General features: G+C 73.3%; 19 protein-coding genes and 1 pseudogene. 9 read left to right on the top strand and 11 right to left on the bottom strand.

Features of this window, described 5'->3' with window-relative positions; translation table 11 throughout:
• The 3 genes from dnaK to ACZ60X_RS26670 all read right to left on the bottom strand — a co-directional run bounded on the left by dnaK (nucleotide 1) and on the right by ACZ60X_RS26670 (nucleotide 3,678).
• A complete protein-coding gene (gene dnaK, locus ACZ60X_RS26680; RefSeq protein WP_469603315.1) occupies nucleotides 1–1,893 on the bottom strand; it encodes a molecular chaperone DnaK in 1,893 nt (630 codons plus the stop codon).
• Between the two features lie 181 nt (nucleotides 1,894–2,074).
• Nucleotides 2,075–2,815: an MgtC/SapB family protein gene (locus ACZ60X_RS26675; RefSeq protein WP_469603312.1), complete on the bottom strand. Its 741-nt coding sequence runs from the start codon at nucleotides 2,813–2,815 to the stop codon at nucleotides 2,075–2,077.
• A 269-nt stretch (nucleotides 2,816–3,084) separates the two neighbouring features.
• Nucleotides 3,085–3,678, bottom strand: coding sequence for a PadR family transcriptional regulator (locus ACZ60X_RS26670; RefSeq protein ID WP_469603309.1), 594 nt, complete (start codon nucleotides 3,676–3,678; stop codon nucleotides 3,085–3,087).
• A gap of 73 nt (nucleotides 3,679–3,751) precedes the next feature.
• On the opposite strand from ACZ60X_RS26670, the gene ACZ60X_RS26665 reads away from it, so the two are divergent.
• Nucleotides 3,752–4,222: a hypothetical protein gene (locus tag ACZ60X_RS26665; RefSeq protein ID WP_469603305.1), complete on the top strand. Its 471-nt coding sequence runs from the start codon at nucleotides 3,752–3,754 to the stop codon at nucleotides 4,220–4,222.
• A gap of 1 nt (nucleotide 4,223) precedes the next feature.
• Nucleotides 4,224–5,390, top strand: a complete 1,167-nt coding sequence (locus ACZ60X_RS26660; RefSeq protein WP_469603303.1) for an FAD-dependent oxidoreductase — start codon at nucleotides 4,224–4,226, stop codon at nucleotides 5,388–5,390.
• A 445-nt stretch (nucleotides 5,391–5,835) separates the two neighbouring features.
• On the opposite strand, the gene ACZ60X_RS26655 is transcribed toward ACZ60X_RS26660, so the two are convergent.
• Nucleotides 5,836–6,930, bottom strand: a complete 1,095-nt coding sequence (locus ACZ60X_RS26655) for a DUF5954 family protein (RefSeq protein ID WP_469603300.1) — start codon at nucleotides 6,928–6,930, stop codon at nucleotides 5,836–5,838.
• 265 nt (nucleotides 6,931–7,195) lie between these two features.
• Entirely contained in the window at nucleotides 7,196–7,825 is a 630-nt protein-coding gene (locus ACZ60X_RS26650; RefSeq protein ID WP_469603297.1) for a TetR/AcrR family transcriptional regulator, read from the bottom strand.
• 106 nt (nucleotides 7,826–7,931) lie between these two features.
• On the opposite strand from ACZ60X_RS26650, the gene ACZ60X_RS26645 reads away from it, so the two are divergent.
• Nucleotides 7,932–8,987 carry an aldo/keto reductase gene (locus ACZ60X_RS26645; RefSeq protein ID WP_469603294.1) on the top strand — a complete coding sequence of 352 codons (1,056 nt, stop codon included), beginning with the start codon at nucleotides 7,932–7,934 and terminating at the stop codon, nucleotides 8,985–8,987.
• A 42-nt stretch (nucleotides 8,988–9,029) separates the two neighbouring features.
• Here ACZ60X_RS26645 and ACZ60X_RS26640 read toward each other — a convergent pair whose 3' ends face one another.
• Together ACZ60X_RS26640 and ACZ60X_RS26635 are read right to left on the bottom strand one after the other, a co-directional pair.
• A complete protein-coding gene (locus ACZ60X_RS26640; protein ID WP_469603291.1) occupies nucleotides 9,030–10,346 on the bottom strand; it encodes a DUF6817 domain-containing protein in 1,317 nt (438 codons plus the stop codon).
• A gap of 665 nt (nucleotides 10,347–11,011) precedes the next feature.
• A complete protein-coding gene (locus ACZ60X_RS26635; RefSeq protein WP_469603288.1) occupies nucleotides 11,012–11,944 on the bottom strand; it encodes a DMT family transporter in 933 nt (310 codons plus the stop codon).
• A gap of 20 nt (nucleotides 11,945–11,964) precedes the next feature.
• Here ACZ60X_RS26635 and pdxR point away from each other — a divergent pair, with 20 nt between their 5' ends.
• The gene (pdxR, locus tag ACZ60X_RS26630) at nucleotides 11,965–13,587 is read left to right on the top strand and encodes a MocR-like pyridoxine biosynthesis transcription factor PdxR (RefSeq protein ID WP_469603285.1); all 1,623 of its coding nucleotides are present in this window, start codon (nucleotides 11,965–11,967) and stop codon (nucleotides 13,585–13,587) included.
• Nucleotides 13,588–13,932: 345 nt separating this feature from the next.
• Entirely contained in the window at nucleotides 13,933–14,196 is a 264-nt protein-coding gene (locus ACZ60X_RS26625; protein ID WP_469603282.1) for a hypothetical protein, read from the top strand.
• A 452-nt stretch (nucleotides 14,197–14,648) separates the two neighbouring features.
• Here the strand turns inward: ACZ60X_RS26625 and ACZ60X_RS26620 are convergent, their stop codons facing one another.
• On the bottom strand, nucleotides 14,649–15,707 hold the full coding sequence (locus tag ACZ60X_RS26620; protein ID WP_469603279.1) for a glycoside hydrolase family 5 protein: 1,059 nt from the start codon (nucleotides 15,705–15,707) through the stop codon (nucleotides 14,649–14,651).
• Between the two features lie 301 nt (nucleotides 15,708–16,008).
• On the opposite strand from ACZ60X_RS26620, the gene ACZ60X_RS26615 reads away from it, so the two are divergent.
• A complete protein-coding gene (locus ACZ60X_RS26615) occupies nucleotides 16,009–17,103 on the top strand; it encodes a LacI family DNA-binding transcriptional regulator (protein WP_469603276.1) in 1,095 nt (364 codons plus the stop codon).
• 186 nt (nucleotides 17,104–17,289) lie between these two features.
• On the opposite strand, the gene ACZ60X_RS26610 is transcribed toward ACZ60X_RS26615, so the two are convergent.
• Both ACZ60X_RS26610 and ACZ60X_RS26605 read right to left on the bottom strand, forming a co-directional pair.
• Complete coding sequence (locus tag ACZ60X_RS26610) at nucleotides 17,290–18,165, bottom strand: universal stress protein (protein WP_469603646.1); 876 nt, start codon at nucleotides 18,163–18,165, stop codon at nucleotides 17,290–17,292.
• 723 nt (nucleotides 18,166–18,888) lie between these two features.
• Nucleotides 18,889–19,119, bottom strand: a pseudogene (locus tag ACZ60X_RS26605) (hypothetical protein); the annotation flags it as partial.
• 256 nt (nucleotides 19,120–19,375) lie between these two features.
• Here ACZ60X_RS26605 and ACZ60X_RS26600 point away from each other — a divergent pair.
• On the top strand, nucleotides 19,376–20,404 hold the full coding sequence (locus ACZ60X_RS26600; RefSeq protein ID WP_469603642.1) for an alcohol dehydrogenase catalytic domain-containing protein: 1,029 nt from the start codon (nucleotides 19,376–19,378) through the stop codon (nucleotides 20,402–20,404).
• A 25-nt stretch (nucleotides 20,405–20,429) separates the two neighbouring features.
• Nucleotides 20,430–21,353: a universal stress protein gene (locus ACZ60X_RS26595; RefSeq protein WP_469603272.1), complete on the top strand. Its 924-nt coding sequence runs from the start codon at nucleotides 20,430–20,432 to the stop codon at nucleotides 21,351–21,353.
• An 878-nt stretch (nucleotides 21,354–22,231) separates the two neighbouring features.
• Here the strand turns inward: ACZ60X_RS26595 and ACZ60X_RS26590 are convergent.
• A complete protein-coding gene (locus ACZ60X_RS26590; protein WP_469603639.1) occupies nucleotides 22,232–22,912 on the bottom strand; it encodes a CBS domain-containing protein in 681 nt (226 codons plus the stop codon).
• A 578-nt stretch (nucleotides 22,913–23,490) separates the two neighbouring features.
• Between ACZ60X_RS26590 and ACZ60X_RS26585 the strand changes: the two genes are divergently transcribed.
• Nucleotides 23,491–25,863, top strand: a complete 2,373-nt coding sequence (locus ACZ60X_RS26585) for a phosphoketolase family protein (protein ID WP_469603269.1) — start codon at nucleotides 23,491–23,493, stop codon at nucleotides 25,861–25,863.
• Nucleotides 25,864–26,241 lie beyond the last annotated feature (378 nt).

The raw sequence follows: 26,241 nt of genomic DNA, 5'->3' as shown, positions 1-26,241 counted from the left end.
TCAGCCCGCCTCCGGTTTGTCGTCGTCGACGATCTCGGCGTCCACCACGTCGTCCGCGGCCTGGTGCGAGGAGGTGGCGGAGGACGAGGAGGTGGCGGAATCGGCAGAAGTCGGGCCCGGGGCGGAGGACGTCTGGCCCTCTGTGCGCGACCTCTCGTACAGCGCCGTGCCGATCTTCTGGGCCGCCTCGGCCGCGTGGTCCATGGCCTGCCGGATGGCGGCGTCGTCGTCGCCCTTCAGCCTCTCCTTCAGCTCCACGAGCGCCGCCTCGGTCTCGCTGCGCGCGTCCGCCGGGATCTTGTCGGGGTTGTCCCTGATGAGTTTCTCGGTGGAGTAGACGAGCTGTTCGGCCTGGTTGCGGGTCTCGGCGGCCTCGCGGCGCCGGCGGTCCTCCTCGGCGTGCTGTTCCGCCTCGCGGACCATGCGGTCGATGTCGTCCCTGGGCAGGGCCGAGCCGCCGGTGACCGTCATCTTCTGCTCCCTGCCGGTGCCCAGGTCCTTGGCGGAGACGTGCATGATGCCGTTGGCGTCGATGTCGAAGGCGACCTCGATCTGCGGCACCCCGCGCGCGGCCGGCGCGATGCCGGTCAGCTCGAACATGCCGAGCTTCTTGTTGTAGGCGGCGATCTCGCGTTCGCCCTGGTAGACCTGGATCTGCACGGACGGCTGGTTGTCCTCGGCGGTGGTGAAGATCTCGGAGCGCTTGGTCGGGATGGTGGTGTTGCGCTCGATCAGCTTGGTCATGATGCCGCCCTTGGTCTCGATGCCGAGGGACAACGGGGTGACGTCCAGCAGGAGAACGTCCTTCACCTCGCCCTTGAGGACACCGGCCTGCAGCGAGGCGCCGACGGCCACCACCTCGTCCGGGTTCACGCCCTTGTGCGGATCCTTGCCCGTCAACTCCCGCACCAGGTTCGTCACCGCCGGCATCCGGGTCGAGCCGCCGACCAGGATCACGTGGTCGATGTCGGACACCTGGATCCCGGCGTCCGCGACCGCGTGGTGGAACGGGCCCTTGCAACGCTCCAGCAGATCCGCCGTCAGCTGCTCGAACTGGGCGCGGGTCAGCTTCTCGTCCAGGTGCAGCGGGCCCTCCGCGGAGGCGGTGACGTAGGGGAGGTTGACGGTCGTCTCCGTCGAGCTGGACAGTTCGACCTTGGCACGCTCCGCGGCCTCCCGCAGCCGCTGCACGGCCATCTTGTCCTTGGTGAGATCGACGCCGTAGTTGTTCTTGAAGGTCGTGGCCAGGTGGTCGAGGATCCGCTGGTCCCAGTCGTCGCCGCCGAGGTGGGTGTCGCCGTTGGTTGCCTTGACCTCGATGACGCCTTCGCCGATCTCCAGCAGGGAGACGTCGAACGTGCCGCCGCCCAGGTCGAAGACGAGGACCGTCTGATCGTTCTCCTTGTCCAGCCCGTACGCCAGTGCCGCGGCCGTCGGCTCGTTGACGATCCGCAGCACGTTCAGGCCGGCGATCTCCCCGGCCTCCTTGGTCGCCTGCCGCTGGCCGTCGTCGAAGTAGGCGGGGACCGTGACCACCGCGTCGGTGACGTCCTCGCCCAGGTGCGCCTCCGCGTCCCGCTTCAGCTTCTGCAGCACGCGGGCGGAGACCTCCTGCGCGGTGTAGCGCTTGCCGTCGATGTCACCGTGCTCGGGGAAGCGCCAGCCGTGATCGCCCATGTGCCGCTTCACCGAGCGCGCGGTGCGCTCGACGTTCGTGACGGCCTGCCGTTTGGCGACCTCCCCGACCAGCACCTCGCCGTTCTTCGCGAACGCCACGATCGACGGCGTCGTCCGGGCCCCCTCCGCGTTGGTGATCACGGTCGGCTCGCCGCCTTCGAGGACCGAGACCACGGAGTTCGTCGTCCCCAGGTCGATACCGACTGAACGCGTCATCTGGGTTCTCCCTTCTCGTCCTCCGCGACGGGCACGCCGACTCCGCGCCGGGCACACCGACCGCGCCGGCACCGGGTACCCGCGCGGGCGCCCCTCACGCGGTACGCGCGGTGATGGAGCGCGACGGACCGAAGGCCGGCCGGCGGCGGGCAGGGGCGCGTCGGGAGCCGGGCGGCAGCGGCTATTCGTCGTCGTCCGACGCCGCGGTCAGTTCGACGTCGAGTACGTCGTCGTCCTGGAAGAGTTCCGAGGCCAGCCGGGTGGGGTCCGAGGTGCCCTCCAGCGCCAGCAGCACCCGCGCGGCGTCGTCCGTGCGGCCGGGCAGCCGCTCGACCTTCACCTGCACGATCCGGAACCCGCGCCGGGTGCAGGTCTGCATCAGACGCGGCAGCAGCGCCGAGCCGGTCCGGTAGGCCAGGCGGGCCTCGAAGACGGTGGCCGTCGTCCCGGGGATCAGCTGGGACATGACACGGGGATAGCCGCGTACGACCAGGAAGTGCAGTGCCGTCACCGCCAGCGTGAGAACGGGCAGGCCACCGCCGCAGGCCATGCCGACGGCGCAGGTGAGCCACACGGTGGCCGCGGTCGTCAGGCCCCGTACGGCGTCCCGGCGTACGAAGATCAGGCCTCCGCCGATGAAGCCGATCCCGGACACGATCTGCGCGGCCACCCGGGAGGGGTCGAAGGAGACGTGGTCCAGTCCGAGCACGTTCGTGAACCCGTGCTGGGAGACCTCCATCATGAGCGCGCTGGCGATCCCGACGAGCGTGTGCGTGCGCATACCGGCGCTCTTCTGCTGGGCAGCGCGCTCCCAGCCGATCAGGCTCGACAGCAACAGGGCCAGCGCCAGTTCGGCCAGCTGCCGCGGTCCCTGGCCGTTGTGAATATCCCACAACGGTGCGGCCAGTCCGGCTCCTGCCATGCACCCACCTCGCATGTCGTTCCGTCGATGCTCCGCCTCGCGCGTACCCGGCGGCGCGGCCTCGACACCGAGCGTCGCACGCCCGCCCCGGCGATCGGATCCCTGATTCAGGACGGCTTGTACGGCAAGCGCGACGCTCGCCGGCCGACCGTCATCCAGTGCCTCCGGCGCGTCCGCGGGCGCCCGCCCCACGGCTCACACCCGTCCGTGTCCAGGAGGCTGCCGCCGTGTTCCGCCCGCCGGAGCAGCCGCATCGGCCGGTGCCGGCGTCAGGAGGATGCCTGGGCCAGGGCCGACAGTGTCTCGAAGTCCCAGGTGAGGGTGCCCGAGCGGAGGTCGGAGGCGACCGCGTCGAGCCAGGTCAGCTCCGCGGTCAGCAGGGCGCGGCGGTACTCGTCCTCCAGCGTGGTGACCCGGGGCAGCGCCAGTCGGCGGGCGCTCTCGGCCGAGGCCTCCAACTCGGCCAGCTGAGCACGGAGTCGGGCGGCACGTGCGGACAGGTCGGCCGCCACCTCGTCGGGCAGCAGCATCATGGTGAAGGAGAGCGCGGCGGGGAACTCGGGATACTCGGCGCGCGGGGCGACCAGCATCTCCCGCAGCCACTCACGCGTCGCCGCGCGGCCCGCGTCGGTCACCTCGTAGACCGTGCGTTCCGGGTACTGCTGGTCCCGGCTCGTCTCGCGCACGGCGATCAGTCCCGCGTCCAGAAGCCGGTCGATGGTCCGGTACAGGCTCGCCCGCTGGCTGACGTTGACGACCTGGTCCTTCCCCCACTGCTTGATCAGCCGCTGGATGCCGTACGGGTGCAAGGGCCGCATGTGCAGGAGTGACAGGACGGTGAGACCGAGAGGGGAGCTGCGCATGGCCGGAGCCTACCCGAACCGCTCTCAACGGAACTAGTTGACCTGCCACTAGTTTCAATGCAACTATCAACGCATGACGACAGCGATCCCGCTCGCGTCCGCCGAGCGCATCCATGCGGACCACGCCACCGTGAAGCACCTCGGGCACTGGACCGAGGCCGCCGAGTTCGACGTACGGGCCCGCCGCGCCACCGTCGTGCTGGACCTGCGCTCCCCGCGCATCAGCTGGGAGCGGCCGGTCATCGTGCGGCTGAACCTGGTCTCCGCCGCGCTCACCCTGCTGCTGCCCGAGACGGTCACCGTGGACGGCTGGGACCTCGCCCTCTCCGGCCGCGGCCGGGTCAAGGACGCCCAGCCCGGCACCGGTGAGGCCCGGCTGCTGCTGGCGGGAGCGGCCCGCGACGGCGAGATCCGCGTCCGCCGCGGCGGCACCGCCCAGCTCACCGCCATGTGCTCGCGCGCCTACCTGAACGACCTGAGCCGCGCCCACCGCGACGGCGCCCTGCCCACCGTCGACGACCCCACCCGCGTAAGGACGCACTGACATGACCCGCACCCGCACCGCGATCGTCGTGGGCGGCGGCATCGCCGGCCCGGTCGCAGCCCTCGCGCTGCGCCGGGCCGGGATCGAGGCCATCGTGCACGAGTCCCACACCGCCACCGCCGACGGGATCGGCGGGGCCCTGAGCATCGCCCCCAACGGCCGGGCCGCCCTCGGCCTCGTCGGTCTCGACCGGGTGGGGGCGCCGGTGAACGCCATCGTGCTCCAGAACCACCGGGGTCGGACCATCACCGAGATCCGCCAGCCCATGCAGTTCAGCTGGCGCTCCGAGCTGTACCGCCGCCTCTACGACCTGGCCGTGGACCGCGGCGTGCCGGTCCACCACGGCCACGAACTCGTCGACGTGCGCGAGAGCGCCACCGGCATCCGGGCCGTCTTCGCGAACGGCACCACCAGCGAGGAGGCCGACATCCTGATCGGCGCGGACGGCCTGCGCTCCACCGTGCGCCGGCTGATCGACCCCGGGGCTCCCCGGCCGCGCTACTCGGGGCTCCTCGGCTTCGGCGCCCGCGTCGACGGCGCCGGACTGCCGTCCACCGGCGACCGGATGTACATGGCCTTCGGGCGACAGGCCTTCTTCGGCCACCAGACCTTCGCCGACGGCAGCGGCGTCTGGTTCGCCAATCTCCCGCACCCCCATCTGACTTGGGAGGAGGTGCGGCGGACGGCGAACGAGGAGTGGCTGAGGCGGCTGAGCGAGGCCTTCGCCCGCGACACCGTCCCCGCGCTGGACCTGCTGCGCCGCACCGCGCCAGACGACCTGGTCACCGCCGGCCCCATGGAGGACCTGCCGCACGTCCCGCGCTGGCACCGCGGCCGGATGGTGCTGGTCGGCGACTCCGCCCACGCCACCTCGCCCAGCTCCGGACAGGGCGCCTCGCTCGCCGCGGAGAGCGCGGTGGAACTCGCCCGTGCCCTGCGGGACCTGCCGCACCCCCAGGCGTTCGCCGCGTACGAGGGCCGCCGCCGCGCCCGGGTCGAGCGCGTCATCGCCCAGGCCGCCCGGACCAACAGCGGGAAGGCCGCCGGGCCGGTGGGCAGGATGGTCCGCGACGCCCTCCTGCCGGTGTTCGCCCGCCTCGCCACCCCGGAGAGGATGGCCTGGCAGTACGACCACCGGATCAGCTGGGACGACATGGTCGCCGCGTGAGGTCGCAACCGCCCGCTCGCGGCGCCGGCTCCCGACCGCACCACCGGCAGGCCGAGACCGGGAATCGACGCGCCCCCCGACATCGCTGCGAGGCGCTCGGCCGGCCGCCGGGCCGGGGTGGCCGGGTCCCGTCGATCGGTGCGCGTACGGGAGCTGTCGGCGCGTGACGGAAGCGTGCGAGCACCGGCCGGCCGCCGCCCGGCCGGCCTGGCCTGCCCGCCTGCGCTCCTGGGGCAGCACGGTCCGCCGCCGCCCTCGTCGGCCTGCCGTCGACCACCTCCGTGTGGACGAGCGACCAGGAGTTCACGGGGCCGGCCCGGCCACTGCGCGGTCTGCCGGCCACGTCGGCCATGCGCCCAAGCCGCCGTGCGCTCCGACTGCGCGCCACCGAAGCGGTCCACCGGCGAGACGACGGCCGGCACCGACCGGACCGGCTCCGCCCGGCTCAGTCCACCTGGTCCTCGCCGCCCTCGTGGTGCACGGTGCCGTCCTCGTCGAGTACGGGGTGCAGGCGCATGGGGTCCTGGCTGTTGATGTCGGACGGGCGCGGTCCCTCGGGCCCGTCCGGTCCCCAGCGCAGCAGACGGCGGGTGCGGCCGATGCGGTACACGGTGCCCAGGACGTCCAGCCGGTCGACCCGGCCGGCGCGCAGCCGGTCGGCGGCCTCGGCGTAGGCGACCAGTTCCGAATCCGCGCCGTCGGGATGGTCGGCGACGTACGTACGGGCGGTGACCTGCCGGTCGGCGTCTACCGGGAGGAGGTCGCGCTGACGCGGCACGAGCCAGGTCAGGAGGAAGTCGAGCGACCTGCGGGCGCCGTGCGCCGTGGCGTGGGTGCCGCTGACCGGCCGCCATCCGGGGCCGTTCTGCGACACGACCGTGAAGGTCGCCGGCAGCAGCAGGACGTCGGGGTGGGTGGTGAGCGCGCGGTGCGATTCGGCGCGCACGTCGTCGGGGAACCGGGAGCCGGTGTACGCGAGGCCGCGCCGGGCGAGCCGTTCGGCGGCCTGGGAAGGGGTGAGCGGCGCGTCAGGATCCAGGACGAGGCCGGCGTCGACCTTCGCCTCCCTGGTGCCCGTGTCCCAGTCCGGGGTGATGGGCTCCGGATCGGTCGGGCGCGGCGGCTCGATGCCGTCCGGACCGGTGCCGGCGTACTCCTCGGCGCGCACGACGCGGTAGCGCGTGCCGAGCACCGTGAGTTCGTCGACGCGCTCGCGCTCCAGCCGGGCCACCGCCGCCAGCAGGGCCCGACGCTCCACCCGGTCCTGTGCCTCGTCCTTCGCGCGGAACCACAGCAGCGAGTTCAGGCTGTCCCGCGCCACCTGCGGACAGCCGGACGACACCGCGACCACCACCCGCCACCGCCGGCCGTCGTCCGCGTCCTGCGCGGCGACTCCGAACAGCGGGCCGCGGACGGCCACCCTGCCGGCCCGCACCACGGCGTCGACCGCGTCGGCCTCCACGGCGGCCTCGACCGGTTCCACCGGAACCCGCACCGCCACCGGCCGCACCCCGCCCGGCCACACATCCCCAAGTTCCATGCGTCCATCCTGCCGACGCCGGGCCGCCTTTGACGCGGAATTCCTCTGAATCCCTCCGAATCACAGCATTTGCGGCCTCAGGGGGAAGTACGCCGGCCCGCCGGAAGCCGGGCTCCCGGACGCGGAGTCGTCTCCTTCTGTCCCGAGGTCGCGGGCCGCCTCATGACACCGCGCCGGACGCTCGATCGCGGCACCCACCCAGGCCGAAGTTGACGGCGCCGGTGAGGTGGGTGCGCCGTGAACGGGCTTGTCCGGGGGAGGCGGGTCACGCGGGACGTTCTTCCCGGCGCAGGTAGGCTCCGGCGCGCGCGGCGGCCGCCGCGGCTTCGGCGGCCTGGTCCGCGGCGGCCTCGTCGGGGCTGCAGGCGGTGGTCAGGAAGCGGTAGTAGAGGGGGGCGGAGACGGCGCGGACGACCTCATGGGGGTCCGTGCCGGCCGGTACCTCGCCCCGGTCGACGGCCTGCTGCACGCACGGCGCCCACTCGTCGACGCGGACCTCGTAGAAACGGTGCAGGGCCTCCGCCGTCCTGGCCTCGCAGGTCGCGGCCGCGATCACGGCCTTGAACAGCGCTCCTTGGCGCGGGTCGGCCAGAGTGCGCTGCACCAGCCGGGCGTTGGCCTTGAGGTCGCCGAGCAGCGAGCCGGTCTCCGTGCGCGGCAGCGACTGTTCGGCCATGTCCGTCAGCAGGTCCGCCACCAGGCCGGTGACGGTCCCCCAGCGGCGGTAGACGGTCGTCTTGCCCACCTCGGCGCGGCGTGCGATGTCGGTGAGATCCAGGTGGGCGAAGCCCTGCTCGGCGAGGGTGTCGCCGACCGCCTGGAGCACCGCGGCCCGGACCCGCGCGGTACGCCCACCGGGCCGGAGCGTTCCCGGCTCGGCATCCATCGAACTCATAACGGGACTCCAGTTTCATTAGCGAGCTTCGCGTGCTACGGTGGGGGCATCTTAACGGAACCGATGACCCATTAGGTGGGCTGTTTCAAGAGGTGGGGGAGTGGCGATGGAATACAGGCGGTTGGGTGCCTCCGGGCTCGAGGTTCCCGCGCTCAGCTTCGGTGCCGGCACGTTCGGCGGCCAGGGACCGCTGTTCAGCGCCTGGGGCAGCACCGACGTGCGGGAGGCGCGTCGGCTCGTGGACATCTGCCTGGACGCGGGGATCACGATGTTCGACACCGCCGACGTCTACTCCGGTGGCGCGTCCGAGGAAGTGCTGGGCGAGGCGATCAAGGGCCGCAGGGACCAGGTGCTCGTGTCCACCAAGACGAGCCTGCCCATGGGGGACGGCCCGGGCGACGCGGGCTCCTCGCGGTCACGGCTGATCGCCGCGTGCGAGGACGCGTTGCGGCGCCTGGGAACCGACTACATCGACCTCTTCCAGCTGCACGCCTTCGACGCCGGCACGCCGATCGAGGAGGTTCTGTCCACCCTGGACGATCTCGTGCGCGCGGGAAAGGTCCGGTACCTGGGCGTCTCCAACTTCTCCGGCTGGCAGGCGATGAAGTCCCTCGCGCTCGCGGAGAAGTACGGCCGCCCGCGCTACGTCGCGCACCAGGTCTACTACTCCCTCGTCGGTCGCGACTACGAGTGGGAACTGATGCCGCTCGGACTCGACCAGGGCCTCGGGGCACTGGTGTGGAGCCCGCTCGGCTGGGGACGGCTCACCGGCAAGATCCGCCGCAACCAGCCGCTGCCGGCCGGCAGCCGGCTGCACGAAACCGCGGCCTACGGCCCGCCGGTCGACGACGAGCAGCTCTACCGCGTGGTCGACGTGCTCGACGAGATCGCACAGGAGACCGGCAAGGCCGTCCCGCAGATCGCCATCAACTGGCTGCTCCAGCGCCCGACCGTGTCGTCCGTCATCATCGGCGCCCGCAACGAGGAGCAACTGCGCCAGAACCTCGGCGCCGTCGGCTGGTCACTCACCCGGGACCAGATGGCGCGGCTCGACGCGGCCAGCGGCAAGCCGGCGCCCTACCCCTACTTCCCCTACCAGCGCCAGGAGGCCTTCGCCCGGCTCAATCCGCCGGTGGACTTCACGCCGCCGACCCCCGCCTGACGCCGGCGCCGTCCAGCGCCGGCGGCCGGCCCGAACATCCCGTCAGGCCGGCCGCCGGCTGACGGCGTCCCGTACGGACGGAGGCAGCAGCGGGCTCACCCTGCCCAGGAAGCGGTGCAGTTCGGGGCCGTGCCGCCTGGTCAGTTCCGCGCTGTGGGCCAGCACATCGAGTTCGTTGGCGGCCGTGATGGTGAGAAACGCGCGCAGGTCGTCGGCCGGCGGCTGGTGCACACGGCCGGTGAAGCGGTCCCGGAAGGCGACGGTCCCGGTGCCGTCGAGGCGTGGGTAGGTGGCGGCGCGGTCACAGCTCGCGTAGAGATGGACGAGGGCTTCCGCCGGTCCGCCGATCAGCGCGATGAGCGTCGCCCGGTCGGCGACGGGCAGCAGCGACGGTCCGAAACCGTCCGTGCCGTACGCGGCGTGGCACAGGCCCGCGGTCCGGACGACGCTGTCCGCGCCCCATCCGGCCAGGGCCTCCTCGACACGCTTGAGGTGTTCCAGCAGGGTGCCGCCGGGGTGCGGCATCCGGGCCGCACCGCGGTCGATCAGAAACGCCTCGATCGCTCGCCGCCCCTGTCCCGTCAAGGGGGGTCGCTGGACTGATGTCATGGTCGAGTCGTCCTCTCGCAGGTGACGTCGTGGCCGCACGGTGCGGGTCTGTCCTCGTGGTGCTCGCCGGAACCGGGCGCCGACGCCGTGGTGCCACCGCCCGGTCGCCTCGCACCGGCGCCCTGCGCCCGTCTCCCCGTCCTCGCCGGGCGGCCGGAGCAGCGAGTCGACGGCCGTGGTGATGTAGGGCAGGACGGTGGTGTCCGGTGCGGAGCTGAGCGCCGGTGTCTGGATGGCCAGGCGCATCAGCGCCATGCCCGGCATCCACACCGCCGGCAACTCGGCGCGGACCGCGGCGGCGGGCCCGTCGAGGTGCTCGGCGAACCTTTCCGAGAAGACGTCGGTCACGTCCGCGCGCAGGCGTCCTACGGCCTCCTCCCGGCTGGGGGAGCGGAGTGTCGTCAGCAGCGGATGCGGCACCTCGCCCTCACCGGGGCCGTCGAACGCGACGGAGTGGATCCACTCCGACACCTCCTCCAGCGGCAGGTGCCGCAGCGGTTCGAACAGCGCGGTGCCGCTCGTCGCGACCGCTTCGAAGAGCCCATGTTCCGCGCCGAAGTACCGGTAGACGAGTGCGGCGTGGACATCGGCGGTTCTGGCGACGTCGCGGACGCTCGTGCCGTCGCACCCCCGGCGCCCGAAACGCCGCGCCGCCGCGCTCAGCAGAGCCGCCCGCGTGCCCGCCGCGTCGTACTTCCGAGGCGCGGAACGGCCGTTGCCGCCCCGTTGCCGCTCACCCGCCCCGCCCACCTGGTGCTCCCTCCGCCCGGTTCGCTGTGTACAGCCTCGCGGTCCCGGCGCGCCCTGTCGAAATGCGGCCGACCGATGTCATCGAGCGTTGACACATGGCGCGGCGCCCCAAGTAGCGTGTCGGTACGGGTCGTTGATCTGCGGACCGCCCTCCGTCAACTCGGCTTCCGGGAGTGGCCGACAGCGTTCGCGGACCCCCGGCGACGATCTCGTCCGGCGCCGTGCAGCCGACCCGACGCCCCACCACCCCAGCGGCCGCGGCCGGTGGGGCCCGGTGTGACGGCGTGAGCGGAGCACCTGGGATGACCGCCTCCGACACCACCACCTCCGGCACCCAGGACGGCCCCGAGGGCGGCCCCGACGGGGGTGCCGGCGGCGGTTCCGCGGCTCCCGCGGCTGGAACACCGGCAGATCGTCACCGTCCTGTCCGGGCTCATGCTCGGCATGTTCATCGCCGCCCTCGACCAGACCGTGGTCTAGTGCCCCGGCAGGCATCGTTTGCCCGTCGAGGAGCGGCGTCCGGTGCGTGCTGTCGGCGTGCCGGCCGGAAGTCCTCGTACTGGGCGTACCTGGGCTTTCGGCCGGTGCGGCGAGTGGGGGCACCTCCCGCGCAGCGGGGGAGCGTGCCGGGCGTCGCGACGGGGCGAACGTTGCCTGCCCGGGCACTAGCGGGCCGATGCGCGCGCGGCGCCGGCCGCGGCCGGTCGGTCCGCGTCCCCGGTGGGAACGGGCCGTGAGCGCAGGCCGGCGACCAGGCCGAGCATCAGCACGGCGATGCCCAGCCACACCGACGGCCTCGGTGTGCCGCCGCCCGTGACGGCGCCGACGACCGCCGCCGTGAGCGGCGCGACACCGGTGAGAAGCCCGGCCCGCCCGGCCCCGACGGCGCGGACCGTCGAGTACCACAGCACGAAGGCGACCGCCGTGACCAGCAACGCCAGATATCCGACCGCCGCCCACTGCGTCCCGCTCAACTCCCGCACGGCGCCCGGCCCTTCCGTCGTAGGGCCGAGGACGGACAGCAGCGCGGCGGCCAGCCACATCGCGTGCACGGACACGCCCCACGGCGAGTGCCGCCGCAGCACGGGTACGGCGAGCAGTGTGAACGCGGCCTCGCACCCCAGGGCCAGCGCCGCCCAGGCCACCCCGACGGCATCGGTGCGGCCGGTGCCCTCCACCAGCACCGCGCCGCCCATGACGACAGGCGCCGCCCACAGGACCTGCCGGCTCGGCCTGCGCCGTTCCAGCACCGGGCCCGCCAGCGCGAGCACGACGGGCACGCACGCGACCGCGACGGCGATCACCGCGGGTTCCGCGTGGGCGACACCCCTGACCACGGCCACGTTGAACAGCACCAGACCGGTGAGAGCGATCCCGCCGAGCCACACCCACTCACGGCCGCGCGGCCACAACAGCCGGGCACCCGTGAGCCGGGCCATGACGAGCAGGATCGCGGCCGCAGCCGCGTAACGGACGGCCTGGCTGGTGAACAGCGGGGCGCCGACGAGGGCGCGGGAGACGGTGACGCTGCTGCCGACCAGCGTCATCCCCACCACGCCCGGCACGAGCGGGGCGAAGGAAGCGGAAGGTTTGTTCATGGCGCCAGGCTGCCTCCACAATGGACGTCATGGGCAGGTCCACAACCTCGTCGGTACAGGGGTCCAAAACTCCGCGCCGGGCCGCGGCAGCGGCAGCGGACGCGCCGGCGCCCGCCCCGCCGGCGGCCGGCGCGGGAATCGGCTCGGACTTCCTCCAACTGGACATGGGGCAGGCGCCGCCCGGCGGGCGTACGGCCTGGCTGGCCGACCAGCTGCGGTCGGCCATCGCCGACGGCCGCCTCCCCGTCGGCACGCGACTGCCCGCCAGCCGCGTCCTCGCCGGGGAACTGCGCGTCACCCGGGGCGTGGTGACCGAGGCCTACCGGCGGCTCGCCGAGTCCGGCCAGATCGCCGGCCGCGGCCGCCACGGCACGGTGGTCGTGGCGGCGCCCGCCGCCATCCGAACCCGCCACACGGCCGCGTCGGGGACATCGACCGCGGCCATGGCCGGGCCCGCGTCCCGGACCGGCGACGGGGCCGCGCTCTTCGGTTCGGGCGACCGCGAGGGCGTCATCGACGCCCTGCGCACCCTGCCCTGCCGTATCGATCTCGCCCCGGGCGTCCCCGACCTCGCCGCCTTCCCCCGCACGAGCTGGCTGCGCGCCGAGCGCGCCGTCCTCGCGGGCGCCACCCCGGCCGACTTCGGCTACGGCGACGCCCGCGGCACGCCCGCGCTGCGCACGGCCGTCGTCGGCTGGCTGGCCCGCAACCGGGGCATCCGCGCCGACCCGGACGAGGTGGTGGTGGTCGCGGGCGTGGCGCAGGCGCTCGGCCTGCTCGGGCAGATCCTCAGGGCGGACGGCGTCCACCGCATCGCCGTCGAGGACCCCGGCTCGCTCGGCGCCCGCCAGCAGCTGGAGTACGGCGGCCACGAGATCGTGCCCGTCCCCGTGGACGCGGCCGGCCTCGACGTGGGAAAGCTGCGGGACAGCGGGGCACCGGCAGTACTCCTGACCCCGGCGCACCAGTTCCCGACCGGCGTCGTCCTCGACGGGGAGCGCCGCCGCGAACTGCTCGGCTGGGCGGCCGGCGGAGGCACGGTCATCGAGGACGACTACGACGCCGAACACCGCTACGACCGGCCGCCGGTGCCGGCGCTGCGGTCGCTGATGCCCGAGGGCGTGTGCTACGCGGGAAGCGTCTCCAAGCTGCTCGCCCCCGCGCTCCGCGTGGGCTGGCTCCTCGTGCCGCGGGACCGGCTGGACGCCGTGGTGGCGGCCAAACGGTACGCCGATCTCGGCAACGGCATCCTCACCCAGCTCGTCCTCGCCCGCCTGATGGACTCCGGCGAGCTGGAACGGCATCTGCGCCATCTCCGGCAGCGCCACCGCCGTCGCCGGGACACGATGCTGCGGGCGATCGAGCGGCATCTGCCCGGCGCCCGCGTGCACGGTGCCGCCGCCGGCCTGCATCTGACCGTCACCTTCGGCACCGCGCCGGGCAGCGCCCCCCACGACGGGCTGCGGGACACCGACCTCGCGGCGGCCGCTCTCGCACGGGGTGTCAAGGTGCACCCGCTGTCCTGGCACCGCATCAACCCCGGCCCCCCGGGACTGGTCCTCGGCTACGCGGCGGGTGCCGCGCACGAGATCGACGAGGGCATCGCCCTCATCGGCGCCGCTTTGCGGAGCCTGCTGCCATGAGGCCCGAGCGTTCACCCCGGTGGGAAACGGACGAGGCCGGCGCGGTGCGGGGCCCCGGGGGTCATGGCGGGCCGCGGTGGACGCGGCGGAAGTCGCCGGGGGAGTCGGTGGATTCGGAGAAGCACAGCCGGCGGGTGACGACAGCGATCGGCGTGTCGGTGTGCGTCGGTTAGGCGCTGCGCCTCCAGGATCCACGAGGGCGTCGATGACCTGTGGGACGGGCCGGCCGGTGGCGGCCGTACAGGCGCGCGTCAAAGTCCTGACCGGGTAGCCGAGACGCTGAGCGTACTCCCCGGCGCAACGGGTCGTGGCGTACGCCCTTTCGAACTCGGTGCGGAGACGGGCGTGGATCTCGCCGTCGACGCGCGGGTCGCCCGGCTCGTCGTCTCCCGGCAGGCGATCGATGCGCAGCAGGACGGCGGGGAGGAGTTGGGGGATCTCCTGCGACACCCTGCCGGCGGGCCGGGTGAATTCGGCCCGCGGCTGATCCAGCAGGGTGCGCAGGGCGGCGTGGCCGGGGCCGGTGCCGAGCTGCTGGCAGAGCGGGCCGTACCACTGGTGCATCAGCCGGTCGATGCCGGTGGCGGGGGCCGGGAAAGGACGGGGTGAAAAGCCGGTGCGGGCCGTTCACCGCCCTCCCCGCTGGACCGAACCCCTGGACCTGGCCGGGCCGATCCACAGCGGCGTGCCGGAGCGGCACGGGTGGGTGACGAAGTCGACGCAGTACTACGCCGTCGCCCTCGTCGACGAGATCGAGCACGCCCCCCGTCGTGCGAGGAACCCGACGTCCCCGTGCCGCATGGCCCCCGTGGCGACGTCGCGCCGGCTGGTGCTGTCGTCCGTGTCATTGTGCCCCGACGGGCGGCGACGGCGGCAGGCCCCTGCCCCCTGGCGGACGGCCCGAGGGGTACGCGGCCCGCAGTCCCCTGGTCCGCCGGCCGGCGTGCTACCGGTCTCGATGCGCGGAGCGTGCCGTCATGACAGGTATCTGGGGCAGTCTGTGCCGGCTCCGCCCCGGACCATGTTCCAGACGCCGCGCCTCCCGCCGCCCCGCCGCCTCGTCAGCGGCGCACCGGCGTGCCGCGGCCCCAGGCCCAGGCGAGCCGGTCGGCACCGGACGGGTTGGTGGTGGCGAGCCAGGGGCGGGCCGTGGTGCCGGTCAGGGTCTGGATCGAATAGGTGTCGTCGGTGCGCAGGCCGGGCCAGTAGACCGACCCCATGCCGAGTTTGCGGAAGGTGTCGGTGTCGGCCTGGATGAAGTTGACGGAGTTGTTGTCGGGAGCCGGCCTGTCGTAGTCGAGGCCCGTGGTCATCGGGGCGCCGAACTCGTCGGCGACCGTCCGGTTCGCGCAGTCGCCGAGGCGTGCCTTGAGGTCGGCCACCCACTGGTCGTACGTGGCGTAGTCCTTCCAGAACCCGTAGTGGTGCAGCGAGAGATAGGTGCCCTTCAGACGCGGGTCGGCGCACACCGAGGTGACGTGGTCGTTGTAGCCCGCGCCACTGACGAAGACGCGGTCGCGCGGGACCGAGGGATAGGTCGACAGCCACGTCGCGGCGATGTCGGCCCACTGGCTGCCGGTGTAGCCGTGCGGTTCGTTCATCGGCTCGAAGTAGACGCGCCGGTTGCCGGTGTAGGTCTTGACCACCGTGTTCCACATGGGCCAGAAGGTGGCGGGGTCGTCGATGAACCCGTCCTTGGCGGCGCCCGTGCCCTCCCAGTAGGAGAGGATCACCTTGAAGCCCCGGGCCGTCGCCGCGTCGATGACACCCCGGTACGACTTCCAGTAGGAGCCGTTGACCGTGTACGGGTTGATCGGCAGCCGTACGGTGTTGGCGCCGAGGTTCGCGCGGAAGGCCTCGATGATCCGGCTCGCCTTCGCGTAGGTGCGGGCGTAGTCGTCGGAGAGCGACAGACCGGACAGGTGCAAATCGTCGTCGGCGTAGTTGTCGCGCGGATCGGCCCAGTTGACGCCCTTGAACTGGGTGGTGCCGGTGCCCGGTACCGCGGCGGAGGCCGGGCTGCCGGCGAGCGTCGTACCGCTGACCGCGGCGATCGCGACCGCGACGAAGGCGCCGCGCATACGGGCGGTGAGACGGGCTCTGGCGGGAGGCTTGCGCATGGGAAGGGGCCCTTTCGGGAGACGGCGGCTCGGCGGACGGACGCGGGGGAGAGGCGAGTCGGGTGCCGGACGGGACGCACGCAGACACCCCTCGATGGCTCCGCGGTCCGGCCACGACATCGATGGTGACGTGAACATCTTTCGCGTCCCAAGGCGATACGGGATCTCCGCTCGCGCTGGCCGCGGGGGAATGTTTACGTAAACATGAAGGCGACGGAATCGTGGCACCCGCTCCGGCGGTCGTCAAGGTGTCGTCCCGCGTAACATCCGGGTGCGTGACAGAGGTCGGAGTGGTGGCACGATGAGTCCCGACGGACCGGAGCGGCGCGCCGCCGCGCCGCCGGCCGGTGGTGTGCGACGCGGGAGTTCCGGTGTGCCCGGCGGCCGCCGCAGACAGCGGGTCTCCATGGCGGACGTGGCCAAGCTGGCGGGTGTCTCGTCACAGACGGTCTCGCGGGTCGCCAACGGCCACGCCGGGGTGGTCAGTTCCACCCGTGAACAGGTGCTCGCCGCGATGCAGCAGCTGGGCTACCGGCCCAACAGCGCGGCACGCGCCCTGCGATACGGACAGTTCAACACCATCGGTGTGATCCTGTTCAACCTCTCCACCACGGGCAACAGCCGTACCGTCGAGGCGATCGCCACCCACGCGGCGGCCGCGGGATACGCCATCACGCTGATCCCCATCGACGTACCCACGCAGGACAACGTGCTGGGCGCCTTCACCCGCATGGGAGAGCTGGCCGTCGACGCCGTCATCGTCATCATGGAGAGCCATCTGCTCGACACCGGCACCGTGCAACTGCCGCCGGGCGTCCACGTGGTGGTCGTGGACTCGGACGCCGGCGACCGTTACAGCGTGGTCGACACAGATCAGACCGATGGTGCCCGGCAGGCCGTCGGGCACCTGCTCGGTCTCGGCCACCGGACCGTATGGCACGTGTCCGGGCCCGAGACGTCGTACGCGGGACGGCGGCGCACCGAGGCCTGGCGCGCGGTCCTGGAGGAGGCGGGGCGCCCGGTGCCCGCGCCCCTGCACGGCGACTGGTCGGCCGCGTCCGGCCACGCGGCCGGCCTCGCCCTCGCCGAGAAGCCCGGCTGCACCGCCGTCTTCGCCGCCAACGACCAGATGGCCCTCGGCCTGCTGCACGCCTTCCACGAACGCGGGGTGTCCGTCCCCTCGGACATCAGTGTCGTCGGCTTCGACGACACCCCCGACGCCGCGTTCTTCACCCCGCCCCTCACCACGGTCCGCCAGGACTTCGCGGAGGTCGGACGCCGCTGTGTCCGGGAAGCCCTGCGCCAGATCCGCACCCGCGACGGCGCACGGCCCGGCACGGACCTCGTCCCGGCCCGCCTGGTGATCCGGCACAGCACCGCCCCGCCGGGCGGCTGAGGCGCGCACGAGCCCTGTTCGGCGTGCCCGGGGCAGACGCCGGCAGCGGCGGTCGAGCAGCGCCCGGGAGACTCCGGGAGGTGCGGGTTGAGGAAGGGCAGGACGAACAGCCCGTCCCAGTAGACATGGCCCCGCCCTTCCCTGCCCGCGCAACGGTCACAGAGGCGCGGATGCGTGCGGCGGGCCTCAGACCGGCTCGGGGACGACGGCCACCGGGCACGCGGAGTGGTGCAGCAGGGCGTGGGCGACCCGGCCCAGCTGAAGCCCGAAACGACCGTGCCGGCGCCGAGCGCCGACGACGACCAGATCGGCCTCGGCCGAGGCCTCCAGCAGGACGCGGTGCGCGGGGCCCTCGACGGGACGGCGCAGGACATCGACGCCGGGATGCTCCCGCAGGGTCGTGCGCAGGGCGTCCTCCAGAGCGGTCGACGCCCGCTCCTCGCGCAGCCGTGCGGCGTCGTCCGCGATGAGCATGTGGTCCACGGGTTCCTGCGCGGGCGTACGCCAGGCCCGTACAGCCGTCAGGGCACAGCCGCGCACCTCGGCCTCGCGCACCGCGAACCGTACGGCGCCCGTGGCCCCGGTCGGCTCCCCGACCCCCACCACGATCCGGCGGAAGGTTCCCGCGCGGTGGGCTTCGCCGCCACGCACCACGACGACCGGGCACACGGCGCGAGCCGCCACCGCGAGACTGACGGACCCGAGCAGCATCCCGGCGATCTCTCCACGCCCACGCGAGCCTGTGACCAGGGCGAACGCATCCGGCGCCGCCCGCAGCAGCATGGACACGGCGCCCTCGGCCATGGCGCTGCCCGACACCTTCACCTCCGGGTCGCGCCGCCGGGCACGCTCCACGCAGGACGCCACGATGTGCTCCGCCATGACCTCCGGGACGGGGCGGTCGGTGCCGAAGGACGGCTGGGCTTCCTCGTAGACCTCCCACAGCGAGGCATGGACCAGCCGCAGGGGGAGTCCGTGCCGCGCCGCCTCGTCCACCGCCCAGTCGACGGCCGTCAGACTGGAGTCCGATCCGTCGACGCCCACGACCAGTGGCAGGTCCATCGCCGTCACCGCCCTCTCCGCCAGGGTGCCGACAGCCCGCGCGCACGCTGCGAGCAGTCCCTGTGAATACCGTCGCACCGCCCGCCCGGCGCCGCGACATGCCAGCGGCCGAGGTATGGCGGTGCCGGAGGCGAGGGCCGCGCGCGGTGGCTGCCGGCCGTGGGCGTACGGGGGGCGGGCTTCCGGGCGGCGGAGGCACCTGCCGGGAGCGGACACGCGGGGGCGCCGCGGAGGGCGGCCGGGCTCGCCGGGTCGGCCCGGACGGTTCGCTTCACGGCTGTACGGCACGGCAGCGGTTCCCCGTCGTCCGGCTGTGGCGCGGTGCGCGGCAGGTCCGCCGTCGACGCGGCTGCCAGGAGTGCCGGTCGCGCCGGTCGCTCGATCAGAGGGCGGCTCGCCGTGGTGTCGCCGTACCGTGCCACGCGGTGGCGCGGGGCGTCGTCGAGCACCTGCGCCGGCGGGCGGCGGTGGGCTTCCAGGAACCAGGAACCGGCCTGCGGTGTCGTGCACGCGCCGGACGGCGCGGTCCAGGCGTGCAGCGGAGTCCGCAGTGCCGGACGTGGGCCTCGCGAAACGCGAAGGCCACCACCGTGCGACTGCCGTCCCCTTCCTCGACGCCCACGAGACCCTGCCGATCCGGGCCTCCCGGTGGTCGGCACCGCCGCGCACCACGACGACCGGGCAGTCCGCGCGGGCCGCGACGGCGAGGCTGACCGAGCCCGGCAGCCTGCCGTCGAGATCTCCGAGTCCTCGGGATCCCAGGACCGGAGCGAAGGCGCCCTCGTCGGCTGCGACGAGGGTGAGGCCGCGTGCTCGTGCGAGACCTCGCCGGTCAACGGTACGGCGGGAGCGCGCTGTCCGGCCGTGTCGAGGCGTTGCCGATCGCCTCCGACGCCTCACGGTCCCCGGCCGCCGCGTGCACCAGCCGGAACGGGACCCCGTGCCGGGCCCCATCGGCGGCGGCCCGGTCGACCACCTGAAGGCTCCCCCTCTCGGAATCCGTCGGATCCGTCGACACGCACCACCAGGGGAATCCACCGCCGCTGCCTCCTCCCGCGCCCTGTTCCCGGCCGGACTGTTCGCCGACACGTCCAGCGTGTTGCGCGTCGGGGGCCGCTGCCACGCGGCCTGCCGACGACTCGGGCGGCCGTGTTGCCCGGACGTACGGCGGGAGTGACCGTGGGAGGTGGGGAGCGAGGGAGTGAGAACCGTGCGAGCGTTCGTCTACCACGGCCCGGCGCAGACCTCATGGGACACCGTCGCGGACCCGGTGATCGAGGAGCCGACCGACGCCATCGTACGCATCGACGCCACCACCGTCTGCGGCAGCGATCTGCACATCCGGTCGGGAGACCTGGCCGAGGTGAAGCCGGGGACGGTCCTCGGCCACGAGGCCGTCGGCGAGGTGATGGAGATCGGTGGCGAAGTCCATCACCTGCGTCCCGGCGACCAGGTGATCGTGTCGTCCGTGTCGGCCTGCGGCGACTGCGAGGAGTGCCGCGACGCCAGGTACGGGCAGTGCCGCGGGGGCGGCGGATGGATCCTGGGCAATCTCGTCAACGGAACCCAGGCCGAGTTGGTGCGCGTACCGTTCGCCGACCACTCCACCACCCGGCGCCCGTCCGCTCTCCCGCTCGACGACGCGGTCCTGCTCGCCGAACTCCTCCCCACCGCCTACGAGGTCGGGGTCCGCAACGGACATGTGGGCCCGGGCGACACGGTCGTCGTGGTGGGCGCGGGACCCGTCGGGCTCGCCACGGTGTTCGTCGCGCGACTCTATTCGCCCCGCCGCGTCATCGTCGTGGACCTGGCCGACGCCCGGCTGCGGACCGCCCTGCGGATGGGGGCGGACGCCGCCGAGTCGCCGGGCCGGATGATCGCCGACCTGGCCGAGGGACCGGGCGCCGACGTGGTCGTCGAGGCGTCGGGCGAGCCGGAGGGCTTCGTCCTGTGCACGCGTGCCGTGCGCACGGGAGGGCACATCGCCACCATCGGCACCCACGGCAGACCGGCGACGCTGCATCTGGAGTTCCTCTGGCGCAAGAACGTGACCATCAGCATGGGCCAGGTGGACACGTCCTCCACGCGGTGGCTGCTGGAGCTGATGCGGTTCGGACGCCTCCCCGTCTCCGGGCTGGTCACCCACGCCTTCTCTCTGGACCGGATGGGGGACGCCTACGAGGTGGTCGCCCACGGCACTGCCAACGGAGCCCTGAAGGTCGTGCTGCACCGCGAGTGAACCCGCGAGAAGCCTGAGGTGTGTCATGGACAACCCGGTCGTCGTGGGCGTGGACGGCTCCCCGTCCAGCCTGGCCGCGGTGGAGACCGCCGCACGGGAGGCCGGCCTGCGCGGCGTGGGCCTGCGGCTGGTGCACGCCTTCGGCACGCCGTCCCTGCTCCCGCCGCCCGGCGCGCCGCCGTGGAGTCCTGCCGCGGCGGGGTTGCGCGAGCTGGTGGACGGCACGCTGGCCGAGGCCGAGCAGCGGGCTCACGCGGCTGGACCGGGGGTGGAGATCACCCGGGAGATCACCCTGGGAGAGCCCCTCGCGGTGCTGGAGACCGAGTCGCGCACCGCCTCGCTCGCCGTGGTCGGCAGCCGCGGACTCGGCGTGTTCGGCGGTCTTCTGCTGGGCTCGACCGCCGTACACCTGGCCGCGTACGGCCGCTGTCCGGTACTGGTGGTACGCGGCCGTGCGGATCCGGGCGGCCCTGTGCTGCTGGCGGTCGACGGTTCACCGGCCGGCGCCTCGGCCGTCGAGTTCGCCTTCGTGGAGGCGTCGCTGCGCGGCGTGGACCTGGTGGCGCTGCACGTGTGGAACACCTGGAGCGAGTCGGCCTCCGTGGGTCCGGACAATCCTCTCGACCTGGTGGTCGACATCGACCGGCTCCGTGCGGAGGGGCAGCGGTTGCTGGACGCGACACTGGCCCCCTGGCGGCAGCGCCGGCCCGGGGTCCCCGTGGAGCAGCGCCTGGTGCGGGCTCGGGTCCGCCCGGCCCTGCTGGAAGCCAGCGGTGAGGCCCAGCTGGTGGTGGCCGGCGCACGCGGACGGGGCGGCTTCACCGGGCTGCTCCTCGGCTCGGCCAGCCAGGCCCTGCTGCACCACGCGCACTGTCCCGTCGCCGTGGTCAGGGGCGACGGGGCGGCAGGACGAGCGGCCACGAGGACCGATCAGGACGAGTGGGCCTGACCGCCGAGCCGTCCTCGACGCCCGGTCGGTCGGCGGCGCGCACCAGCGCCACCGCGCCGGGCCGCGGCGGCCGGGTGGGGCCGAACGGAACTCGCGTGGACGTGGGCCCATGTCCGGCGGGTCCGCGGTGGGGACGGTGAGGTGCGTACGGATCTGCCGACCGCGGAGCGGAGTGCCGTGCCACGGGGAACATGCGGGCACCTCGTCCTTCCGGCCGCCGGTCCGCCTGGGCCCGCCTGAGCCCGCCCGGTTCGGGCCGTGCAGCCCCCTGGAGCGACCGGTGGACCGGCTGGAGCGCCGGCTCGGCGTCGTTCCTCACGGCCGTCGCCCTCGGCGTGTTGCCGTTGGCGCCCTGGGATGCGGGGCAGGCGGTGTACTGCCGTCTCACGCCCTTACGGCAGGCGGAGCTGTCCCGGCTGCACCCCGTCAGCGCGCTGCTGCTGACCCGACGCGCGACCCCCCAGCGCGGTCCCGCTTCCACGCGCTGGGGCGCCGGAGCGTCCGGGACGGCAGCCGTACGGGTGGCGCGCCGGTGCGGGCCTGACTCCACCGCGGGACCCCCGCGACCGTGTGGGGCGGCGCGGCCGCCTCCCACGGTCTCCGGCGGCCCGTCGGCCGGTGGGCCGGCCGGCGCCCCGGCCCGGTGGACCCGGGATGGGGAACGCGAGGAGCGCAGGAGGCGGTTGGCCGAGGCTGTCCGGGCGTCGGCGGTGCGGATGGGCGTCGGACAGGCGGCGCTGCGCAAGGTCACCGACGAGGCACAGCTCTGCTCCGCGCCTCCCGCCTGCTGGGGGCCGGTGAGCGGGCCCTGGACGTGTGCGTGGCCGGCCGCGCACGCCGAACGTCCACTCCCGGTACTTCGCCGGCCTGTGGAGCCATCACCGGCCCGGCAGCTCATGGCTGTGCACGCCATGACTGTGGGGCGCGAGGTCGAACCGGACGTCCACCACGCCTTCCACGGCCCGCACGAGGCGCGCCGCCACCGGGACCACAGAGCTGTCGGGGACGCGGCCCGCCAGCGTGACGACCCCGTCCTCCACCTCCACCTGGACGGCCGAGGACGACAGCGGGAAGAGGTACGACACGATCTCGCGCCGGACCTCCTCGGCGATGTCCTCGTCGTCGCGCAGGAACACCTTGAGCAGGTCGGCTCGGCTGACGACGCCCTGGAGCAGTCCGGTCCCGTCCACGACGGGGAGTCGTTTGACCCCGCCCCGCGTCATGATCCGTGCGGCCTCGGCGACGGTGGCGTTCGCCTCGACGGTGAGGGCGGGGGACGACATCAGGTCGCCCGCGGTCATCGCCTCGGCCTTCGCCACGTCGACCGGCCGGCGCAGCCGGAGGTAGCCCGCGTCGGGGTCGTCCCTCAGCTCCTCCTTGGGCAGCAGGTCGGCCTCCGAGACGACCCCGACCACCCGGCCCTCGCCCTCGATCACGGGCAGCGCGCTGACCTGCCAGTCCTGCATCAGCTGCACGATCTCCTTGAAGGGGGCCCGGCGGCCGATGGCAGCGACCGTCTGGGTCATGACATCGCTGACGATGCGCGGGGTGCCGTACATGGTGAACTCCATGAGGTCTGCGTCGGTCCTGCACTACCAGCCTGTTCCGGTGCGGCGGGCATCGCCAGGGGCCACCCGGCCCCGGTGGCCGGGGTGGGGCGCCACGGCGATACGCCGGGAGGTCTGCGGGGAACGTGGTGAGCCGGGCGGCGTCGCCGGGGCAAGCCGGTCACGGGGCCGTTCGGCCCCGCATCGGGACCTGCGGCCCCTGACCGCGCCCTCGGGGCCTCACCACGCTGGTATCCGATCCCTCGCCCCGGGAGGCGACGGCCATGACCCGGCCCACCACCGCAGGACTCGAGCTCGCTCGCCCGAAAGCCGGAGCGCCGCCGAAGATCCGTCACGTCGGCGAGCCCGTGCTCGCGGCCCCGGCTCCGCCGCCGCGGGCAGCGCCTGGCCCGCGAGGGCCGCCGGTTCCCGGGAGAGCGCAGCACTCCTTGATCGCATCGGAGTGACACCGCCACGGCGATGCGCTGCGGACGAGGCCCGGGCCGACGTGTCCGATGGCCGTCATAACCGAACTTTCCCCGTAAGACCGGCAAACTGACCGTCAACGGACGACGAATCCGAGGTTCTCCATGACCGAGGCCGGACTCACCCCACTCACCGACGAGGAAGTGCGCACGCTGGACGCACACTTCCGTGCCGCCAACTATCTCGCGGCGGGCCAGATCTACCTCATGGCCAACCCGCTGCTGCGCGAGCCGCTCACACCCGAGCACATCAAGCCGAGGCTGCTCGGCCACTGGGGCACCTCACCCGGGCTGAACCTCGTGTACACGCACCTCAACCGGGTCATCAAGGCACGCGGACTGGACGCCCTGTGCGTATGGGGCCCGGGCCACGGGGGCCCGGCCGTCCTCGCGGGCTCCTGGCTGGACGGCAGCTACGGCGAGACGTACCCGGACGTGTCGCGGGACGCGGCCGGCATGGAACGGCTGTTCCGGCAGTTCTCCTTCCCCGGCGGGGTGCCCAGCCATGTGGCGCCCGAGACCCCGGGATCGATCCACGAGGGCGGTGAACTCGGCTACTCCCTCGCACACGCCTACGGCGCGGCCTTCGACAACCCCGGCCTCGTCGTGGCCTGCGTGATCGGCGACGGCGAGGCGGAGACCGGGCCGCTGGCCGCCTCCTGGCACTCCAACAAGTTCCTCGACCCGGTGCACGACGGAGCCGTCCTGCCGATCCTCCACCTCAACGGCTACAAGATCGCCAACCCGACCGTGCTGTCCCGGCTTCCCGAGCAGGAGCTGGACGCGCTGTTGCGCGGCTACGGCCACGAACCCCTCCATGTCACCGGCGACGACCCGGCCGCCGTGCACCGCGCGCTGGCCGCGGCCTTCGACGAGGCACTGGACAGCATCGCCCTGATGCAGCGCACGGCGCGCGAGGAGGGCGTGTGCGAGCGGGTGCACTGGCCGGTCGTCGTGCTGCGCACACCGAAGGGCTGGACCGGCCCCGCCGAGGTGGACGGCGAACCGGTCGAGGGAACCTGGCGCTCCCACCAGGTGCCGCTGCCCGGCGTCCGGGAGAACCCCGCGCACCTGCGGCAGCTGGAGCGCTGGCTGCGGTCGTACCGGCCCGAGGAACTGTTCGACACCGACGGCCGGCCGGTCGCCGACGTCCTCGCCTGCGTCCCCGAGGGACCGCGGCGGCTCGGGGCCACCCCGCACGCCAACGGCGGCCTCCTCGTGCGCGAGCTGCCCCTGCCGCCCCTCGACGGCATCGCCGTACCCGTCGACAAGCCCGGGGCGACCCTGCACGAACCCACCCGCGTCCTCGGCACGTTCCTCGAACACGTCATGAACGACACGCGGCAGCGCCGGGACTTCCGGCTCGTCGGCCCGGACGAGACCGCCTCCAACCGGCTCCAGGCCGTCTTCGACACCAGCGGAAAGGCCTGGCAGGCGCGGATGCTGCCGGTCGACGAACACCTGGACCGGCACGGCCGGGTGCTGGAGATCCTCTCCGAACACCTCTGCCAGGGCTGGCTGGAGGGCTACCTGCTCACCGGCCGGCACGGACTGTTCTCCTGCTACGAGGCGTTCGTGCACATCGTGGACTCGATGGTCAACCAGCACATCAAATGGCTGAAGACCTCCCGCGAACTTCCCTGGCGCGCCCCGGTCGCCTCCCTCAACTACCTGCTGACCTCGCACGTGTGGCGCCAGGATCACAACGGCTTCTCGCACCAGGACCCCGGCTTCGTGGACCACGTCCTCAACAAGAGCCCCGACGTGGTCCGCGTCTATCTGCCGCCGGACGCCAACACCCTCCTGGCCGTCACCGACCACGTCCTGCGCAGCCGCGACCAGGTCAACGTGGTCGTGGCCGGCAAACAGCCGTGCTTCGACTGGCTCTCGCCGGCCCAGGCACGCGTGCACTGCGCGCGCGGAGCCGGGATCTGGGAGTGGGCGGGCACCGAGAACGGCGGCGCGCCGGACGTCGTCCTGGCCTGCGCGGGCGACGTACCCACGCAGGAGGTGCTGGCCGCCGCACAACTGCTGCGCCGGTATCTGCCGGGCCTGGCGGTGCGCGTGGTGAACGTGGTCGACATGACCCGGCTGCTGCCGCACGAGGAACACCCGCACGGCATGACCGACTTCGAGTACGACGGCCTGTTCACCACCGACAAGCCGGTGATCTTCGCCTACCACGGATACCCGTGGCTGATCCACCGCCTCGCGTATCGCCGCAGGGGGCACGGGCACCTGCATGTACGGGGCTACAAGGAGTCCGGGACCACGACCACGCCGTTCGACATGGTGGTCCGCAACGACCTCGACCGCTACCGGCTCGTCATGGACGTCATCGACCGTGTTCCCGGCCTGGCCGTGCGCGCGGCCGCCGTACGCCAGGCCATGGCCGACGCCCGTACCCGCCACCACGCCTGGATCCGTGAACACGGCACCGACCTGCCCGAGGTCGCCGAGTGGAGCTGGAACGGCTGAGCCCGGCGGCACAGTGCCCGGTGCGCCATGACCGCCCACGCGTCGGCGGGCCGCCGGGCACCGGCCGGCCCCCGCCGTCCGACGACGCCCGCCCAGCTCTGCGAGGGGAACCGGCCGAGCCGGAGGCGGAGTGCTCGTGGGCCGCGTGCGCCGTGTGGTCCTCGACCATGGGAAGAGCGAACCGGAGACACCGGCCCGGCTGATGGGTTCGTACGGCCCCAGCACCGGCCCGTCCGGCTCCGGCGCTCCTTCCTCCGGCTCCCGGGCGGTTCCGCCCACGCCCCCACGCCGCCGGCGCGGTCCGGCCGGCGCGCTGACGACGTGGGACGGGGGCCGACGGGGGCGGTATCGGGTCCGATCGGCCCAAGACGCCGAAGC

The sequence above is a fragment of the Streptomyces sp. NPDC104106 genome, assembly GCF_055584345.1.
The sequence above is the reverse complement of the archived record's forward strand: the minus strand, read 5'-3'. Positions and strand labels throughout refer to the sequence as shown.